The sequence below is a fragment of the Microbacterium sp. LB12 genome (assembly GCF_037150835.1).
Classification (GTDB): Bacteria; Actinomycetota; Actinomycetes; order Actinomycetales; family Microbacteriaceae; genus Microbacterium.
Map to the genome: position 1 here is coordinate 144,513 of NZ_JBBCPF010000004.1, position 17,914 is coordinate 162,426.

Annotated in this window: 18 protein-coding genes; 11 read left to right on the forward strand and 7 right to left on the reverse strand. The window is 69.8% G+C overall.

Features of this window, described 5'->3' with window-relative positions; genetic code table 11:
- The first annotated feature begins 7 nt into the window (after positions 1 to 7).
- The 5 genes from WFM69_RS09265 (at position 8) to WFM69_RS09285 (ending at position 5,184) form a co-directional block, all read left to right on the forward strand.
- Positions 8 to 1,042, forward strand: a complete 1,035-nt coding sequence (locus tag WFM69_RS09265) for a ribose-phosphate diphosphokinase (protein ID WP_337003880.1) — start codon at positions 8 to 10, stop codon at positions 1,040 to 1,042.
- A 93-nt stretch (positions 1,043 to 1,135) separates the two neighbouring features.
- Positions 1,136 to 1,609, forward strand: a complete 474-nt coding sequence (locus WFM69_RS09270) for an FMN-binding protein (RefSeq protein ID WP_337003882.1) — start codon at positions 1,136 to 1,138, stop codon at positions 1,607 to 1,609.
- A gap of 14 nt (positions 1,610 to 1,623) precedes the next feature.
- Entirely contained in the window at positions 1,624 to 2,505 is an 882-nt protein-coding gene (locus tag WFM69_RS09275; RefSeq protein ID WP_337003884.1) for an FAD:protein FMN transferase, read from the forward strand.
- 15 nt (positions 2,506 to 2,520) lie between these two features.
- A complete protein-coding gene (locus tag WFM69_RS09280) occupies positions 2,521 to 4,095 on the forward strand; it encodes an FAD-dependent oxidoreductase (protein WP_337003885.1) in 1,575 nt (524 codons plus the stop codon).
- A gap of 255 nt (positions 4,096 to 4,350) precedes the next feature.
- Entirely contained in the window at positions 4,351 to 5,184 is an 834-nt protein-coding gene (locus WFM69_RS09285; RefSeq protein WP_337003887.1) for a DUF559 domain-containing protein, read from the forward strand.
- 187 nt (positions 5,185 to 5,371) lie between these two features.
- Here WFM69_RS09285 and WFM69_RS09290 read toward each other — a convergent pair whose 3' ends face one another.
- From WFM69_RS09290 to WFM69_RS09300, 3 genes are read right to left on the reverse strand one after another with little or no spacing between them, the layout of a single operon-like run.
- On the reverse strand, positions 5,372 to 6,868 hold the full coding sequence (locus tag WFM69_RS09290; RefSeq protein WP_337003889.1) for a sensor histidine kinase: 1,497 nt from the start codon (positions 6,866 to 6,868) through the stop codon (positions 5,372 to 5,374).
- 26 nt (positions 6,869 to 6,894) lie between these two features.
- Positions 6,895 to 7,626 carry a response regulator transcription factor gene (locus tag WFM69_RS09295; protein ID WP_337003891.1) on the reverse strand — a complete coding sequence of 244 codons (732 nt, stop codon included), beginning with the start codon at positions 7,624 to 7,626 and terminating at the stop codon, positions 6,895 to 6,897.
- Between the two features lie 4 nt (positions 7,627 to 7,630).
- Positions 7,631 to 8,650, reverse strand: coding sequence for an acetylxylan esterase (locus tag WFM69_RS09300; protein ID WP_337003893.1), 1,020 nt, complete (start codon positions 8,648 to 8,650; stop codon positions 7,631 to 7,633).
- A 150-nt stretch (positions 8,651 to 8,800) separates the two neighbouring features.
- Between WFM69_RS09300 and WFM69_RS09305 the strand changes: the two genes are divergently transcribed.
- A complete protein-coding gene (locus tag WFM69_RS09305) occupies positions 8,801 to 10,273 on the forward strand; it encodes an ABC transporter permease (protein ID WP_337003895.1) in 1,473 nt (490 codons plus the stop codon).
- A 58-nt stretch (positions 10,274 to 10,331) separates the two neighbouring features.
- Positions 10,332 to 11,057 carry an ABC transporter ATP-binding protein gene (locus WFM69_RS09310; RefSeq protein ID WP_337003898.1) on the forward strand — a complete coding sequence of 242 codons (726 nt, stop codon included), beginning with the start codon at positions 10,332 to 10,334 and terminating at the stop codon, positions 11,055 to 11,057.
- Positions 11,058 to 11,129: 72 nt separating this feature from the next.
- Here the strand turns inward: WFM69_RS09310 and gndA are convergent, their stop codons facing one another.
- The gene (gndA, locus tag WFM69_RS09315) at positions 11,130 to 12,578 is read right to left on the reverse strand and encodes an NADP-dependent phosphogluconate dehydrogenase (protein WP_337003899.1); all 1,449 of its coding nucleotides are present in this window, start codon (positions 12,576 to 12,578) and stop codon (positions 11,130 to 11,132) included.
- 170 nt (positions 12,579 to 12,748) lie between these two features.
- On the opposite strand from gndA, the gene WFM69_RS09320 reads away from it, so the two are divergent.
- Positions 12,749 to 13,807 (forward strand): D-2-hydroxyacid dehydrogenase, encoded by a 1,059-nt coding sequence (locus WFM69_RS09320; protein ID WP_337003900.1) that lies wholly within the window; start codon positions 12,749 to 12,751, stop codon positions 13,805 to 13,807.
- A gap of 19 nt (positions 13,808 to 13,826) precedes the next feature.
- Positions 13,827 to 14,324 (forward strand): gluconokinase, encoded by a 498-nt coding sequence (locus WFM69_RS09325; protein WP_337003902.1) that lies wholly within the window; start codon positions 13,827 to 13,829, stop codon positions 14,322 to 14,324.
- 19 nt (positions 14,325 to 14,343) lie between these two features.
- Here the strand turns inward: WFM69_RS09325 and WFM69_RS09330 are convergent, their stop codons facing one another.
- Entirely contained in the window at positions 14,344 to 14,469 is a 126-nt protein-coding gene (locus tag WFM69_RS09330) for a hypothetical protein (RefSeq protein WP_337003904.1), read from the reverse strand.
- A gap of 227 nt (positions 14,470 to 14,696) precedes the next feature.
- Here WFM69_RS09330 and WFM69_RS09335 point away from each other — a divergent pair, with 227 nt between their 5' ends.
- Positions 14,697 to 15,314 (forward strand): 50S ribosomal protein L25/general stress protein Ctc, encoded by a 618-nt coding sequence (locus WFM69_RS09335; protein WP_337003906.1) that lies wholly within the window; start codon positions 14,697 to 14,699, stop codon positions 15,312 to 15,314.
- 102 nt (positions 15,315 to 15,416) lie between these two features.
- Positions 15,417 to 15,998, forward strand: a complete 582-nt coding sequence (pth, locus tag WFM69_RS09340) for an aminoacyl-tRNA hydrolase (protein WP_337003908.1) — start codon at positions 15,417 to 15,419, stop codon at positions 15,996 to 15,998.
- 78 nt (positions 15,999 to 16,076) lie between these two features.
- On the opposite strand, the gene WFM69_RS09345 is transcribed toward pth, so the two are convergent.
- Complete coding sequence (locus WFM69_RS09345) at positions 16,077 to 16,814, reverse strand: hypothetical protein (protein WP_337003910.1); 738 nt, start codon at positions 16,812 to 16,814, stop codon at positions 16,077 to 16,079.
- 21 nt (positions 16,815 to 16,835) lie between these two features.
- Positions 16,836 to 17,840 (reverse strand): tryptophan--tRNA ligase, encoded by a 1,005-nt coding sequence (gene trpS / locus WFM69_RS09350; protein ID WP_337003912.1) that lies wholly within the window; start codon positions 17,838 to 17,840, stop codon positions 16,836 to 16,838.
- Positions 17,841 to 17,914 lie beyond the last annotated feature (74 nt).

The window sequence follows — 17,914 nt, forward strand, 5'->3', positions numbered from 1 at the left end:
GCGGAGCATGGCGCGCAAGAAGAAGACGGTCGATCTGGATCGCGACAACGGTGTGGCGCCCGGGATCATCGCGAAGACCAAGAAGCGGCTCGTCGTCGCCGGCGGTCGCTCGCACCCGGAGCTGACCGCGGCCGTCGCCGCGGCCCTCGGCACCGAGATCGCTCCGGTCGAGCACCGCACGTTCGCGTCCGGAGAGATCTACGCGCGCTTCGAGGTCTCGATCCGCGGTGTCGACCTCTTCCTCATCCAGACGTTCGGCGAGCCGGTCAACGAGTGGCTCATGGAGACGCTCATCATGATCGACGCCGCCAAGCGCGCGTCGGCCAAGCGCATCACCGTCGTCGCGCCGTACTATCCCTATTCGCGCCAGGACAAGAAGGGCCGCGGCCGCGAGCCGATCAGCGCCCGTCTCGTCGCCGACCTGCTGAAGACCGCCGGCGCCGATCGCGTCATGAGCGTCGACCTGCACGCGGCGCAGATCCAGGGTTTCTTCGACGGTCCGGTCGACCACCTGTTCGCCAAGCCGGTGCTCCTCGACTACTTCGAGCGCACGCTCTCCCCGGAGGACCGCGAGATCCTCACCGTCGTCTCGCCGGACATGGGTCGCGTCCGCGTCGCCGACACGTGGTCCGACAGCCTCGGCGCCCCGCTCGCGATCATCCACAAGCGCCGCGACCCGAAGGTGGCCAACCAGGTCTCGGTGCACGAGATCGTCGGCGCGGTCGACGGTCGCACCTGCCTCCTCGTCGACGACATGATCGACACGGGCGGCACGATCGTCAAGGCCGCGCAGGCGCTCAAGGCCAACGGGGCGCACCGCGTCATCGTCGCCGCGACCCATGCGATCTTCAGCGACCCGGCATCGGAGCGGCTGCAGGACTCGTCGATCGACGAGGTCGTCATCACCGACACGATCCCGCTCACGGAGTCGCGTCGCTGGGACAAGCTCACGATCCTCCCGATCGCGCCGCTGCTCGCCCGTGCCATCCACGAGGTCTTCGAAGACGGCTCCGTCACGAGCATGTTCGGCGGCGACGCGTAACGCATCGACACGGCACAGGTGGCGCATAGCCGTGCCTCTTACGGTCGAAGAGTCGGCGAGCACGTCGACAGACACCGAGCCGGGAGGACCAGCATGATCCGCACGACCGTACCGACCTCTGTCCGTAAAGGCTCCGCGCTCCTCGGGATCGCGGGACTCTTCGTGCTCGCCGGGTGCTCCGGCACGGCCGACGCCGAGACCCCGGCCGACGGAGGCAGCACGCCGAGCACCGGTTCCTCGTCCGAGTCCTCGGGCGGCGACGCCACCGGCACCTATGCCGACGGCACCTACACCGCCGAGGGCTCGTACCAGACGCCCGAGACGGTCGAGAAGATCTCCGTGACCCTCACCCTCGCCGACGGCATCGTGACCGACGTCGAGGTCACGGGCGACCCGCAGGCTCCCGAGAGCAAGCAGTACCAGGGCCAGTTCATCGAGGGCATCGCCGACGAGGTCGACGGCAAGGCGATCGACGATCTGAACGTCAGCCGTGTGGCGGGCTCGTCGCTCACCAGCGGCGGGTTCAACCAGGCCGTCGAGGCCATCAAGGAGCAGGCCGCCTCCTAGGCGCCTGAGGCCGTATGGCGAGCTGGCGCTTCGAGGCCATCGGAACGCACTGGGAGATCGAGACCACCGAGCCGCTGACAGATGCCGCGCGGCGCGCTGTCGATGCCGAGATCGAGCGGTTCGATCGGGAATGGTCGCGCTTCCGGGCGGATTCCGACGTCACCCGTCTCGGTCATATAGGCGGATCGTTCGCCTCGCGGGATGCCGGGGCGATGCTCGATGCGTACCGGGAGCTCTCCGTGGCGACGGACGGCGCGGTGAATCCGTTGGTGGCCGACAGCCTCGCCGCGCTCGGCTATGACGCCGACTACTCGCTTGCGGCGGGCGATCCGGTGCCGACGCTCGCCACGTGGGAGCAGACCGTGTCGTGGTCGTCGAGCGAGGTCGCGGTATCCGCGCCGGCGCTGCTCGACGTAGGGGCGCTCGGCAAGGGACGCCTGGTCGATCGGGTGACGGATATCCTCGCGGAGGTGCCAGGAGATCTCGTCGTGGACGCCGGTGGTGACATCCGGGTGCGCGGTGCCGGCGTGCGCATCGGTCTGGAGCATCCGTATGATCCGCGGAAAGCGATCGGCGTCGTCGAGGTGCGGGATCAGGCGCTGTGCGCCTCGGCGATCAACCGGCGGGCCTGGGGGAGTGGACTGCACCACGTTCTGGATGCCCGCACCGGGCTCCCCGTGCGCACGTGGGCGGCGACCTGGGCGCTCGCGCCGGAGGCCATGACGGCTGATGCGATCGCCACCGCGCTGTTCTTCGACGGCGGCCCCGCGCTGGCCGATGCGTGGGGTGTGGAATGGGTGCGTATGAGCACCGACGGACGGGTGCAGCGCTCACCCGAATGCCCGGCCGGGCTGTTCCTCGCGGGCGGAAAGCCGCGCCCCGCCGCACAGAACTAGGGAAGAGTGGAGACCGTGATCACCTCATTCGCCGCCGCACGCCAACGGGTCCTCGCGGTCCTGGGCTCACTGTCGATGTATCGCCTGGTGCTGTTCGCGCTCATCGCCCTGGCGGCCATCGCCTTCGTGCTGTCGCTGTTCGGCGTGATCGTCTCGCCGACACCGCTCGAGCTCGTCGTCTCGTTCCTCGTGCTGGCGATCGTCATCTCGGCGGTCGACGCCGTGGCGCAGCGCATCCTGCGGCTGCCGTGGCGCATCGAGTCGTCGCTCGTGACGGCGCTGATCCTGCTGTTCGTGCTGCGTCCCGGTGTCGAGCCGGCCGCGCTGCTCGGACTCGCGATCGCCGGTGCCGTGGCGAGCGTGTCGAAGTACCTGATCGCCTGGCGTGGCCGGCACATCTTCAACCCGGCCGCGTTCGGTGCGGCCGTGGTCTCGATCCTCGGCGCATTCGGCGCCTTCGACTGGCTGGGCACCTCGTCGTCCTGGTGGGTCGGCACGCCGGTGCTGACGATCCCGGTGGCACTCCTCGGGCTCGCGGTGCTGTGGCGCACCGAGAAGGTGCGCGTGGTGCTGGTGTTCCTCGTCATCGCGGTCGCCACCTCCGTGGTGCGGCAGGCCGTGCAGGCCGCGCAGTTCGACATCGCCTTCGACGTCGTCACGGCCCTGCAGTTCGCCGTGCTGCAGTCGCCGTTCCTGTTCCTCGGCGCTTTCATGCTCTCCGAGCCGCTCACGCTCCCGCCGCGTCGCCGGCAGCAGCTGGTCGTCGCGGCCGTCGTGGGTGTGCTGGCCGGATGGCCGATCTCGGTGGCGGGGCTGTTCACGCTCGGCCAGGAGCGCGCGCTGCTGATCGGGAACCTGGTGGCGTTCGCCTTCGCGCTGCGCGGATCGGTGCGCCTCGTGCTGGAACGGCGCGCGTTCGTCACCCCGACCGCTCAGGAGCTCACCTTCCGTGCCAAGGGGCGGGTGCGGTTCCTGCCCGGCCAGTACCTCGAACTCGACGTACCGCACCACCGCCCCGATGCGCGCGGCACCCGTCGGGAGTTCAGCATCGTGTCGGCCCCGGCCGACCTGCCGACCCTGCGCATCGCGTACAAGAACGGCGACCAGAAGCATCCGTCCAGCTACAAGCGCGCCCTCGCGGCTGCGGAGCCGGGCGCCACGTTCGCGGTCACCGGCACCTGGGGAGACTTCATCCTGCCCCGCGGCGAGCAGCCCGTGCTGATGGTCGCCGCCGGCATCGGTGTGACGCCGTTCGTGTCCCAGTTGCGACAACTGCAGGCGACAGGTGAGCAGCGCGACGTCGTGCTCGTCTACGTGGCATCCGAGGCCGCCGAGCTGGCGTTCCGCGACGAGCTCGCGGCGACGGGGGTGCGCACGATCGTGTTCACCCGTGACGAGCCGGTCGACCTTCCTCCGTACTGGAGCTGGGCGCAGGGTGCGCGTCTGGATGCGCAGACCCTCGAGCGCACGGTTGCCGACCTCGCCGCGCGGCATGCCTTCGTCTCGGGCCCGCCGCGGCTGATCGCCGACCTCGCCCCCGCGCTGCAGAAGGCCCGCACGCTCACGACCGACGCCTTCGCCGGCTACTGACCCCGCCCCCGCCCCGCCCCGCGGTCCGCCCCGCCCGCCCCCGCCCGCTCGACCCCGCCCGCCCCCACCCGCGTGCACTTGTCGGGAGCTCGGGCGGATGTCGGGTGTTCTGGCGGCGATTCGCCCGACAGCCGGCCGAACTCCCGACGAATGCACGGCTGGACCGCTCCTGCACACTGGCCTGGCAAATCGAGTTGGCCACCGCGTCCGGTCCCTTGGTCCCGGAGACTCGCGTCGAAGGCGCAGGATCGACGGATGCTCAGTGCTGCTTTCCTCACCGCCCAGCATGGCGGAGTCGTTCGGGGCACCCTGCTCCAGAAGTACGGCGTCACCCGTCGGATGCGGGCGGACGCGGTGCGCGCCGGCGCACTTCATCGGGTGAGGACGGGGGTGTTCGCCGTGCCCGGCGTGGATGCCGGCCTGATCGAGGCCGCGGCGCACGGGGGTGCGCTCACCTGTCGTCACGCACTGCGATTGCACGGCGTGTGGTGTCTCGAAGAAGAGGGGCCTGTTCACGTGTGGCTCGGGGGGAAGGGGCGAGCACACCACACCGAATGCACGTGTGTGGTGCACCACGACGCGGGGCGTGCCGGCGTCGGACTCGCGCCGCTCGAAGAGGTGCTGGTCCACGTGTACCGGTGCGCCGGCGACGAGACGTTCTTCGCCGCGCCTGAATCCGCTCTCACGCAGCGCAGCATCACGGCCGCCGCCCGTCGCCGCATTCGTGGCCGGTTGCCGATGCGCGCCCACTGGCTCGTCGATCTGGCGAGGTCCGATGCTGACAGCGGGTTGGAATCGCTGCTCAGGCTGCGTCTGCATCTGCGCGGTATCACGCTGGACTGTCAGGTGCGCATCCCGACCGTCGGGCGAGTCGACTTCGTGCTCGATGGGCGACTCATCCTCGAAGCGGACGGGAAGGCCAACCACGCGGGCCCTTCGCAGCGTCATCGGGACCTGGTGCGCGACGCCGCCGCCTCGGTGCTCGGTTACGAGACGCTGCGCTTCGACTACGCGCAGATCGTGCACGCCTGGCCCACGGTCGAAGCAGCAGTGGTCGCGGCTATCGTCCGCCTGCGCGGACGCGGTTGACCGCCTCACGTACCCCATCGCACGGACGCGGCACTGCCGTCGATCGGCCCGCCGATGATGCACGCCCGTGGACGTGGCCACCTGTCGGGAGTGCGAACGGTTGTCGGGAGGAACCGGCCCACGACGCCCGCTCCGCGTGCATCCTCCCGACACCTGTGCGGGTGCGGCTGCGGGGGCGGGAGCGGGGTCAGGCGTCGTCGGCGTTCGCGTCGGCCGTCGGGTTGACCGGGAGCCGCACCGTGAACGTCGTGTCGCCGGGCTGGCTCGACGCCGTGATGAAACCGTGGTGGCCCTCGACGATGGCCTTCACGATCGCCAGGCCGAGACCGGTACCGCCGGTCTGACGGGCACGGGAGCTGTCGCCGCGGGCGAACCGGGCGAACAGTTCGTCGCGGATCGCGGGGTCGATGCCGGGGCCGTCGTCGTGCACCCGCAGCACGGCGTCGTCGCCCTCGCGAGCCACGCTCAGCGTGATGGTCGTGCCGGCGGGGGTGTGCGTGCGCGCGTTCGCGAGCAGGTTCGCGACCACCTGGTGCATCCGCCCCGCGTCGCCGATGATCGTGACGGGCTCCTCGGGCACCTCGATGTTCCAGTGGTGGTCGACCGCCGTCGGGCGGGCGTCCGAGAGTCCTTCCAGTGCGAGCTGCGTGAGATCGACCGTGCCGTACACGAGCTCGCGGCCCTCGTCGAGCCGCGCCAGCAGGAGCAGGTCCTCGACGAGGCGGGTCATCCGCAGCGATTGCGCCTGGATGCGCTCCAGCGACGTGGTCGTGCTCTCGATGACCTCGGGACGTTGATCCTGGGCACTCGTCTGGTGGAGCGCGCGCAGCGACAGCTCGGAGTAGCCGCGGATGGAGGCGAGAGGCGTGCGCAGCTCATGGCTGGCGTCGGCGACGAACCGCCGCATCCGCTCCTCGTTCTTCTGGCGCGACGCGAGCGAGGTGTTGACGTGGTCGAGGAGCTTGTTGAGCGACGCTCCCACGAGTCCGGTCTCGGTGCGGGGATCGGCCTCGGACGCCGGTACCCGCTCGGTGATGGTCACCTCGCCCCGGTCGAGCTGCTGGTTCGCGACCCTGGTCGCCGTCGTCGCGACCGCCCGGAGCGGGCGCAGGCTCACGCGGATGGTGATCGCCGTGGTGAGGGCGAGCAGGATCAGACCGCCGAGTGTGGCCAACACGATCACGGTGAGCAGCTGTGTGAGCTGATTCTGGATCTCATCGCGGGGGAGCCCGGTCACGACGACGACACCGTTTCCGGTGGACAGGGCCATGAGGCGGTACGAACCCAGGTCGGTCAGGGTGACCGTGGCGGTGGAGACGCCGTTGAGCGCGATGCCCACCTCGGCCATCTGTGCGGAGGTGAGCGCCCGCAGGGATCCGGTGAGCTCGTCGCCGGAGTTGTCGGTGACGAGCACTCCGCTCGCACCCGATACCGGGTTCGCCACCGCGAACAGCAGTCCTGCGGGTGCTCCAGACGGTCCCGCCAGTACGTTCTGCGCGGTGGCCGACGAGGGAGCGAACTGCTCGGTGCGCCCCGCGAGAGCGTGCGCGAGGTTGCCGAGCTTCTGGTCGAGCTGATCCTCGAGCGTCCGTCCCAGTGTCGCGCTGGTGATCACGGCGACGATGATGAGGATCAGCGATACGAAGCCGATCACGGCGGTCATCAGCCGTGTCTGCAGGCTCATCGGCCGTCTCATCATCGTCGGGGAGGTCACTGCTGGGGGGCCTTGATCATGTAGCCCACGCCGCGCACGGTGTGCAGCAGCGGCGTGCGCCCCGCGTCGATCTTCTTGCGGAGGTACGAGATGTACAACTCGACGACGGACGACTTGCCGCCGAAGTCGTAGCTCCACACGCGGTCGAGGATCTGCGCCTTCGACAGCACGCGTCGCTCGTTGCGCATGAGGTAGCGCAGCAGCTCGAACTCCGTCGCGGTGAGCTCGATCTCGATGCCGTCGCGGACGACCTCGTGGCTGTCCTCGTTGAGGGTGAGGTCGGCGACGCGCAGGATCGACTGGCCGTCGTCGGCGGTGGCGTGCCCGGTGCGGCGGATGATCGCACGCAGCCGCGCGATCACCTCCTCCAGGCTGAAGGGTTTGGTGACGTAGTCGTCGCCGCCCGCGGTGAGACCGGCGACGCGGTCGCCCACCGCATCCTTGGCGGTGAGGAACAGCACGGGCACGAGGTTCCCGGACTCGCGGAGCCGCTTGAGCACGGACATGCCGTCGAGGTCGGGCATCATGATGTCGAGCACGAGGGCATCGGGCTCGAACTCGCGCGCGACTTGGAGCGCCTCCATGCCGGAGGAGGCCGTGCGGACCTCCCAGCCCTCCATGCGCAGCGCCATGGCGAGCAGGTCGGTGAGCATCTGCTCGTCGTCGACGGCGAGGATGCGCAGGGGGGAGCCGTCGGGGCGGCGCAGTTCGGGCAGGTCGCTGGTCATGCGTCTATTCTGCGGAATCTCCTATGCGATTTCTATGGAGATCGCTATGCGTTGTCTGGGAGCTCAGTCGTTCTTCGGGGAGGGCGAGGAAGTCGATGTCGGCCTGCACGGCGAGGCGGTCCGCTTCCTCGCCGGTCGGTGCGCCGAGGTGACCGTTCGCGCGCACGGTCAGACGCCGAGGGCCGGCGAGTGCGTGATAGACCGCGAACTGTCCGCGCGGATCGACCGCGGGATCGAGCACAGCGGCGCTGACGTGCACGGGGAGGCGGAGGCGACGGGCGGCCGACGCGGCGTCGAAGTAGCCGAGCACGCGCCGGTGCTCCGGGTGGCTTTGCAGGTGCGCGCGCACCGCCTCACCGCTGCCCGTGCAGCGCCGGCTGAGACGCACGTCGTGGTTCCCGAAGCTCGGCACGTCCAGCGATGCCCGCCGGAACCGCACGTCCCAGGCGAGCGCCATCGCGCCGATGCCCCCGCCGAAGCTGGATCCGCTGTAGTCGAGCGCTCGCGCGGCCGCCGGAGCCGCGTCGAGAAGCACGGTCGCCGCGCGCCAGAGGTCGGCCGCGCTGAAGCGATGCGCGTAGGTCGCGGGGTGCGCGATCCCCGCCAGCACATGTTCGTCGGGGGATGCCGGGAACCGACTGGCCACGCCAGGGCCGATTCCCGGCGCGCAGGGGAAGATCGCCGCCGTGTCGGGCGGGACGCGGTCGAGGTCCGGTCCGGTGCGGCCGCCGTAGCCGTGCCCGACGACGAGTCCGCGGCGCACGGCATCCGGGTCATGCGGCAGCATCATCCACGCCGCCGCGGGTTCGCCGGCCGAGGAGTCGAAGCGGAGTTCGGTCACGCGGTGCGTCGCCGTCGGCGGCTCCTCGCGCATCGACGCCCACTCGACCGGACCGCTGCCGAACTCCCGGAACGTCCCGCGCCAGAAGTCGTCGAAGTCGTGCGGCTCCGCGGGGGCGGCGGGAGCGACGAGGAGCGCGCTGAGCGGATACTCGGTCATCTCCTCGGGCAGCTCGTGGGTCATGGCGGGCGTCCTCTCGAGTGGGGGCACGGCACCCTCGACGCTACTCGCGTCGTCATCCATAGGGTTCTCATCAACCGTCCCTCGAACCCGCAAATGTGCGATTCCTACCGTCGTCATCAGCCCCGCGATGGCCGCGGCGGAAGGAGAGACATGTACGGACGATATCTGCGGCGCGAGCTCGCCGGACGGAAGAAGCAGACCACGATCGTGGCGATCGGCCTGGCGATCGCGATCGGGCTCGTGATCGTCGTGAACGCCCTCACTGCCGGGGTGCGGGATGCGCAGGCGCAGGCTCTCGAATCCGTGTACGGCGTCGGCACCGACCTCACGGTCACGGGTGCGATCGCCGAGCCGGGCTCCGGCGGCGGACCGCGGTTCGACTTCGATGCGGATGCCGGAACGACCGACGGTGACACGACGACCCTCAGTCAGTCGATGCTGCGGACCGACTTCATGCGCGGCACGCTCGACGCGTCGGTGCTCGACACGGTCGCGTCGACGAAGGGTGTCGCCGCCGCATCCGGGGCGCTGAGCCTGACCAACTCCACCTTCTCCGGCGAGCTGCCCAGCGGCGGACTCTCTCAGGGCGGCGGTCAGGGCGACACGCAGGGCGCGGCTCCCGAGGAGGGGCAGGTGCCGCCGGACGGCGGGCAGGGTGGCGGCTCCTTCGGGGTCGACTCGTTCTCGGTGCTGGGCATCGACCCGGCTGCCGACGCGATCGGTCCCCTCGCCTCGGCCGAGGTCAGCGACGGGCGCGGCTTCGACGCCGACGACAGCGGGGCCCTCGTCGCGCTGGTCGACAGCACCTACGCCACGACGAACGACATCGCCGTGGGTGACACGATCGACGTCGCCGGCTCCGATGTCGAGGTGGTCGGCATCCTCGCGTCCACCTCGGACGCGGCCGACACCGCGGCGAACGTCTACCTCCCCCTGGACACGGCGCAGACGCTCGCGGGTGTGGACGACGTGATCTCCACGGTCTACGTGCAGGCGGACTCCGCCGCATCCATCGACTCCGTGCAGGCGGCGCTCGCCGACGCCCTGCCGGACGCCACGGTCACCTCGCAGTCGGAGCTCGCCTCGACCGTCTCGGGCTCGCTCTCCAGTGCGACCTCCCTCATCACGAACCTCGGCACGTGGCTGTCGATCATCGTGCTCGCTGTCGCCGTCCTGCTCGCGGTGCTGTTGACGCTCTCGGGCGTGGGACGCCGCACCCGGGAGTTCGGGACGCTGAAGGCACTCGGATGGTCGAACGGCCGAGTGGTGCGTCAGGTCGCGGGCGAATCGATGGTGCAGGGGCTGATCGGCGGCGCGGTGGGTCTCGTGCTCGGGATCGGCGGCATCGTGCTGATCAACATCCTGAAGCCGACGGTCTCCGCCGCGGCGTCCGGCCGGCCGGAGGGGCCCGGTGGCATGGGCGCGGGGCCGACCGGTGGCGGCGGGGGTGGGATGTTCTCCACGCAGACCGCGGCCGACATCGTGCTGCAGGCGCCGTTCACCCCGTGGGTGCTCGTCGCGGCCGTCGGGCTCGCAGTCCTCGGCGGGCTCATCGCCGGTGCGTTCGGCGGATGGCGTGCCGCACGCCTGAGCCCGGCGGAAGCGCTGCGGTCGGTGGCGTGATCGCCATGACCTCGATCCGCTGCACACAACACCTCACCTCGACGACAAGGAGAACGACATGACCATCGCAGACCTCGCACCGACGGCGCCGCAGCGCGATGAGAGCGCGCCGATCTACCGCGCAACGGGCATCACCCGCACCTATACGCAGAAGGGGCGCATCGTGAAGGCGCTCACTGGCGTGGATCTGGAGATCATGCCCGGGGAGTTCGTCACCATCCAGGGGCCGACGGGGGGAGGGAAATCGACTCTGCTGCAGCTGCTCGGCGCCCTGGACTCGCCGTCGTCGGGTTCGCTGCTCCTCGACGGCAGGGAGTTGTCGTCGGCCTCGCCGCAGGAGCTCGGTCGCATCCGTGCGCAGGAGATCGGCTTCGTCTTCCAGGGCTTCAACCTGATCCCCACGCTCACGGCCTCGGAGAACATCGACATGGCGTTGGAACCCCTGGGCCTCGACGCGGCGGAGCGGCGCACGCGGGTCGCGGGAGCGCTCGCCCACGTCGGTCTCGACGATCGCGGCAACCACCTGCCCACGGAGCTGTCCGGAGGACAGCAGCAGCGCGTCGCGATCGCGCGGGCCATCGTCAAGCGGCCGCGGGTGCTCCTCGCGGACGAGCCCACCGGCAACCTCGACGAGAGCATGCGCGACGAGATCCTCGATCTGCTCCAGTCGCTGTGCGCGGAGGGGATCACGATGATCGTCGTGACCCACGATTCCGCGGTGGCACGGCGCGCGACCCGTCGCCTGCGCCTCGCGAAGGGCACCGTGCAGGACATCACGAAGTAGGGGAATGACGAAAGGGCCCGGCAGGATGCCGGGCCCTTTCGTCGTTGCACGACGTTGCGTCTCAGGACGCGATCAGTGCGTGTCCTCGGCCTCGATCTCGGTGCGGTCGCCCGACCACAGCGTGTGGAAGGTGCCTTCCTTGTCGATGCGCTTGTAGGTGTGCGCGCCGAAGAAGTCGCGCTGGCCCTGCACGAGGGCGGCCGGCAGACGGTCGGCGCGGATGCCGTCGTAGTACGACAGCGACGACGAGAACGCCGGGGCCGGGATGCCGGTCTGGGCGGCCGTGACCACGACACGGCGCCACGAGGCCTGGCCGCGGGTGAGCGCCTCCGCGAAGTACGGGGCGGTCATCAGCACGGGCAGATCGGGCGTCTCGGCGTAGGCGTCGGCGATGCGGTTCAGGAACTGCGCGCGGATGATGCAGCCGCCGCGCCAGATCTTCGAGATCGCACCCAGGTCGATGTTCCAGCCGTACTCGGCCGCACCGGCGCGGATCTCGTCGAAGCCCTGCGAGTAGGCGACGATCTTCGAGGCGTACAGCGCGAGGCGCACGTCTTCGATGAACGCGGCCTCATCCGAGACCACGAACTCCTCGTCGGGGCCCGGGAGGGCCGCGGCGACCGCGCGCTGCTCGGGGTGCGAGGAGAGCGAACGGGCGAACGTGGCCTCCGCGATGCCCGAGACCGGCACACCCAACGACAGGGCGGTCTGCACGGTCCAGGCGCCGGTGCCCTTGGCCCCGGCCTGGTCGAGGATCACGTCGACGAGCGGCTTGCCGGTCTCGGCATCCACCTGGCGGAGCACCTCGGCGGTGATCTCGATGAGGTACGACTCCAGCTCGCCCTTGTTCCACTCGGCGAAGATCTCGGCGATCTCGGCGGGGGACTTGCCAGTGCCGCGACGGATCAGGTCGTAGGCCTCGGCGATCAGCTGCATGTCGGCGTACTCGATGCCGTTGTGCACCATCTTCACGAAGTGCCCGGCGCCGTCGTGGCCCACGTGGGTCACGCAGGGCTCGCCCTCGGCGACCGCGGCGATGGACTTCAGGATCGGGCCGAGCGTGACCCACGACTCGTCCGATCCGCCGGGCATGATCGAGGGGCCGGTGAGGGCGCCCTCCTCGCCACCGGAGATCCCGGCGCCGACGAAGTTGATGCCCGTCTCCCGGACCGCCTTCTCGCGGCGGATGGTGTCGGGGAAGTAGGCGTTGCCGCCGTCGACGATGATGTCGCCGGGCTCGAAGACCTCGACCAGCGAGTCGATCACGGCATCGGTCGGGCCGCCGGCCTTCACCATGATGATCGCGGTGCGCGGCTTCTGCAGGCTGTCCGCGAACTCCTGGTACGTGTGGGCCGGCACGAACCCGGCCTCGGGGTGCTCGTCGAGGAGCGTCTGGGTCTTCTCGTAGCTGCGGTTGAAGATCGCCACCGTGTTGCCCTCGCGGCTGGCGAGGTTGCGGGCGAGGTTCGACCCCATGACGGCGAGTCCGACGACTCCGATGTTCGCTGATGCTTCGGGCACGGAAGGCTCCTCGATCGTGAAGAAGGGATGCGTTCAGAGTATCGCTGTGCGGCGGGTCGGCGCGCATCCGTGACAGGGAATGCCGTGGGCGGCGGTTCCGTGCGCGGTGGGCGGGCGGGACGTGTCCTCTACGCTGGTCGGGTCGGGTGTTGTGCGCGGAGGAGGCCGGTGTGACCAGGACCGAGAGCAGGATGCGGGCGGTCGTGACCGTGCCGCTCTCCGAGGAGCACTGTCGGCTCATCGAAGAGCGGGAACCTCGGCTGGAGGTCGTCCGCGATCATGCGCTCGTGCCGCCGATGCGCGGTCCCGCCGACTGGTCGGGCGACCCCGAATTCGTGCGCACCCCGCAGCAGCAGGCCGCGTTCGATGAGATGGTCGACTCCGCCGATGCGCTGTTCGGCATCCCGGATGTGGATGCGGCGGCACTCGCCCGCACGGTCAGGGCGAATCCCCGGCTGCGCTGGGTGATGACGACGGCGGCCGGCGGCGGCAGCACGATCAAGGCCGCAGACCTCGATCGGTCCGACCTCGATCGGATCGTCTTCACGACCAGCGCCGGCGTGCACGGCGGGACGCTCGCGGAGTTCGCCGTGTTCGGCGTGCTCGCGGGGGCCAAGGGGCTGCCGCGCCTCCTCGCCGACCAGCGGGGCCGGGTCTGGCCGGATCGCTGGGAGATGCGCCAGGTCGACGAGATGACCGTGCTGATCGTCGGGCTCGGCGGCATCGGCACGGAGTGCGCCCGGCGCTTCCACGCGCTCGGCGCCCGCGTGTGGGGGACGACGCGTTCGGGTCAGCCGGTCGACGGCGTGGATCGTCTGGTGCCGCTCGACGAGCTGACGGATGCCGTGCGCGAGGTCGACGCGATCGTGATCACGCTTCCCGGAACCGCGCAGACGCACCATCTGTTCGGTGCCGATGTGCTGGCTGCGGTGCGCCCTGGTGCGATCCTCGCCAATGTGGGTCGAGGCACTGTGATCGACGAGGAGGCGCTTCTGGCTGCCCTCGACGACGGAAGGATCGCCTTCGCCGCCCTCGACGTCTTCGAGCAGGAGCCGCTCGATGCCGCGTCCCCGCTGTGGGCGCACCCGAACGTGCTGGTCAGTCCGCACACGGCGGCGCTCAGTTCGAAGGAGGAGGAGCGCATCGCCCTCCGCTTCGCCGAGAACGCGACCAGGCTGCTCGACGGGCGAGAGCTGCGAGCCGTGGTCGACACCGTCGAGTTCTACTGATGTCAGGGGGTACCGGACGATGAGTCTGCGCATCGTGGTGATGGGTCCGAGCGGCTGCGGCAAGTCCACCGTGGGCGGTGCGCTGGCCGAGGCGCTCGGCGCACGTTTCGTCGACGGTGACGATCTGCACCCTGCTGCCAACGTCGAGAAGATGTCGGCGGGCATCCCCCTCGACGACGAGGACCGGGCGCCGTGGCTCCGTACGGTCGGCGAGACCCTGCAGGGGGAGGAGCGGATCGTGCTCGCGTGCTCCGCACTCCGCCGCGCCTATCGGGATGCGATCAGGGCGGAGGCGCCCGAGGCCTTCTTCGCCGAGCTCGTCGTGGACCGTGATCTGCTGGCGGAGCGCCTGAGTTCTCGCCCCGGCCATTTCATGCCGGTATCACTGCTCGACTCGCAGCTGCAGACGCTGGAGCCCCTCGGCGACGATGAGACCGGGGTCAGGGTGCAGGCATCCCTGGGGCTGGATCAGGAGATCCGCCTGATCGGCGATGCCGTGCGGGCGATCGCCGAATGAATTCCAGGAGGCGCGGGCCTCAGTCCTTGCGGTAGCCCGAACGTCCCAGAGCGAACAGCGCGATGAACGACGTGACCGCCGCGCACACCGTCATGGCGCCGATCAGCCAGAGGAGTGCGTGCGAGAGGAAGGCGCCGTCGAGCATGGGGATTCTCCGTGTTCTGCAGAAAAGGACCGGTGTCCTCAGCCTATCGGGTGATCCGGTACCATTGAGCCTGTACCTCGGCGAGGGATGCTTCTGCGCGTGCGCGAGCATCCGTTATCGACGCGGCGAAGCAAGCCCGGTGGCTTTCCTCACGCGTGAGCGCTCGAGTTCGAGAATTCCAAGACCACCGCGCGGCTCATTCGCTGCGTGCCCCGAAGGAGAACCCCATGTCTGAAGACACCAAGGTCCACGCCGAGCTCCGCGAGAGCTTCGGCAAGGGCTTCGCCCGTCGCCTCCGCGCCGCCGGCAAGATCCCCGCCGTCATCTACGGCCACGGCACCGAGCCCGTGCACGTCGCGCTGCCGGGCCACCAGGTCTCGCTCATCATCCGTCGCGCCAACGCACTGCTCGAGCTCGACATCGAGGGCAAGGCGCAGCTCGCCCTGGTCAAGGACGTGCAGAAGGACCCGGTGCACCAGATCATCGAGCACATCGACCTGCTCGTCGTGAAGAAGGGCGAGAAGGTCGCCATCGACGTCCCGATCGTCGTCACGGGCGAGTCGGCCGCCGGCACCATCGTCAACCTCGACGCGACCACGCTGTCGATCGAGGCCGAGGCCACGCACATCCCGCAGAACATCGAGGTCTCGGTCGAGGGTCTGGAAGAGGGCGCGCACATCACCGCCGCCGACGTGGCACTGCCCAAGGGCTCCACGCTGCTCTCCGAACCCGAGGTGCTCGTCGTCGCGATCTCCGTCCCCGCCGCTCCCTCCGAGGATGACGCCGAGGCTGAGGGCGAAGCCGCTGAGGCCACCGAGGCTGCCGAAGAGGCCGCCGCGGAGTGATCTCCGACTGATACACCGATGGAGGGGACGCGATCGGATCGCGTCCCCTCTGTCGTATCCTGACCCGGGGTCACGACCCCCGCGCACTGAGAGGACGAGGACATGGCATCGACCTGGCTCGTCGTGGGACTCGGCAACCCCGGTCCGCGATACGAGACGACCCGGCACAACATCGGCCAGATGGTCGTCGACGAACTCGCCGCCCGTCGCAGCGAGTCGTTCCGCGAGCACAAGGGCGGTGCGCGGATCGTCGAGACCTGGTTGCGTCCCGGTGCCGACAAGCTGGTGCTCGCCAAGCCGAACACCTTCATGAACGTCTCGGGCACGCCGGTGGCAGCCCTGGCGCGGTTCTACTCGGTGCCGGCAGAGCAGGTCGTCGTCGTGCACGACGAGCTCGACATCCCGTTCGACACCGTCAAGCTCAAGACGGGGGGCGGACACGGCGGACACAACGGGGTGCGTGATGTGGCCCGTGCTCTCGGCACCGCCGACTTCCCGCGGGTCCGTGTGGGGATCGGTCGACCGGTCGGTCGGCAGGATCCCGCCGATTGGGTTCTCGCACCGTTCGGCAAGGACGAGCGGCCGAATCTTCCGATCCTCATCGCCGATGCGGCCGACGCGGTCGAACTGCTCGTCGGCGAAGGGCTGCTCGCGGCGCAGCAGAAGCATCACGCACCGCGCTGACGCGACCACTGCACTGACGCGACCGACCCGCGCTGTCGCCGGACGGTGATCAGACCTCGGCGACCGGGTCGTCGGCGATCAGGCGGTGTACGAGGTGATGCCGGCGGTGGCACCGGCACCGAGGGCGGTGACCAGCACGACCGAGAAGATCACCGCGCCGAGCACGGCCACGATCAGCGCCGCGATCCCGGCGCCGCGTCCCTGCTTCTTCCGGATGGCGATGATCCCGATCACGATCGCGGCGATGCCGAAGACGGTGCCGGTCCAGAAGGAGAGCTCCGTCCAGAGCACCTGGGTGCGCGCGGGCGACAGTGCGCTCAGGTCTCCCGCGCTGCCGGAGAAGTTCTGCGGCAGCACGCGGCCGATCACGAAGGCGTTGATTCCCGCGATGACCGGCGCCACGATCGCGGCGATGAGCGCGAGCACGAGAGCCAGCAGGCCGAGAACGCCGGAGCGGCGCGGGGTGGTGTCGGGAACCGCATAGGCGCCCGCCGGGGCGGCGTAACCGCCGACCGGCACCTGGTAGGCACCGGGAGGTGCCGCCGGGGAGCCGGGGGCCGCGGGCAGGTTCTGGTTCGGCGGATACACGGGGGCGCCCGGATATGCCGGCGGTGCCGGGTATCCGGCCGGTGCAGCGTATGCCGGGGGTGCGGGGTATGCCGGGGGCGCCTGCGGCGCCGGTGCTGCGGGAGAAGTCGGCGGGGCCGGAGGCGCAGCGGAGTACGCCGGCGGCATCGGAGGAATCGAGGCCGCAGGCGGAACCGGTGCCTCGGGGGTCTCGGCGCCGGACGGGGGAGGCAGCTGCGGATCAGTCACGACCCCATCCTAGGGCGACGGTCAGACGCGCCGGAGCAGTCCCACCCGGTCGTACACGTCCGACAGGGTGGCGTCGGCCACGGCATCCGCCCGCCCGGCGTTCTCGGCCAGGATGCGGTCGAGCTCGGCGGGGTCGTCGAGCAACTCGAGGGCTCGCGCACGCACCGGCTCGAACTCGTTCACGACGACTTCGGCGAGGCCCTTCTTGAAGTCTCCGTAGCCGCGTCCCGCGTACTCGTCCTCGATCGCCGCGACCTGACGCCCGGTGAGGGCGGCGTAGATGGTGAGCAGGTTCGAGACACCGGGCTTGTTCTCGCGGTCGAACCGCACCGAGCCCTCGTTGTCGGTCACCGCACGCATGACCTTCTTCGCGGACTTCGCGGGGTCGTCGAGCATCCACAGCACACCGGCGTCGCTCTCGGCCGACTTCGACATCTTGGCGGTCGGGTTCTGCAGGTCGTAGATGCGCGCGGTCTCCTTCTGGATGACCGGCATCGGCACGGTGAAGGTCTCGCCGAAGCGGGTGTTGAAGCGCTCGGCGAGGTCGCGGGTGAGCTCGACGTGCTGCTTCTGGTCGTCGCCCACCGGCACCACGTCGGTCTGGTAGAGCAGGATGTCTGCGGCCATGAGCACCGGGTAGGTGAACAGGCCGACGCTCGTCGAGTCCGCCCCGTAGCGGGTGGACTTGTCTTTGAACTGCGTCATCCGGCCGGCTTCGCCGAAACCCGTGATCGTGCTGAGGATCCATGCCAGTTCGGCGTGCGCCCGCACGTGCGACTGCACGTAGAGCGTCGACAGCGACGGCTCGATGCCCGCCGCGATGTACTGCGCCGCCGTGCGGCGCGTCTTCTCGCGGAGCTCCGCCGGATCCTGGGCGACGGTGATCGCGTGCAGGTCGACGACCGAGAAGAACGCGTCGTAGGACGTCTGCAGGTCCCGCCACTGGAGCAGCGCACCGATGTAGTTGCCGATCTGGAGAGAGTCGGCGGAGGGCTGCATTCCGGAGTAAAGGCGAGGTTTCGTCACGGTCTCAATCCTATGGGGTGCGGGAGCGGCGCCTACGATGAGCGGATGACGCCCTCACGCGCGCGGTGCCTCGC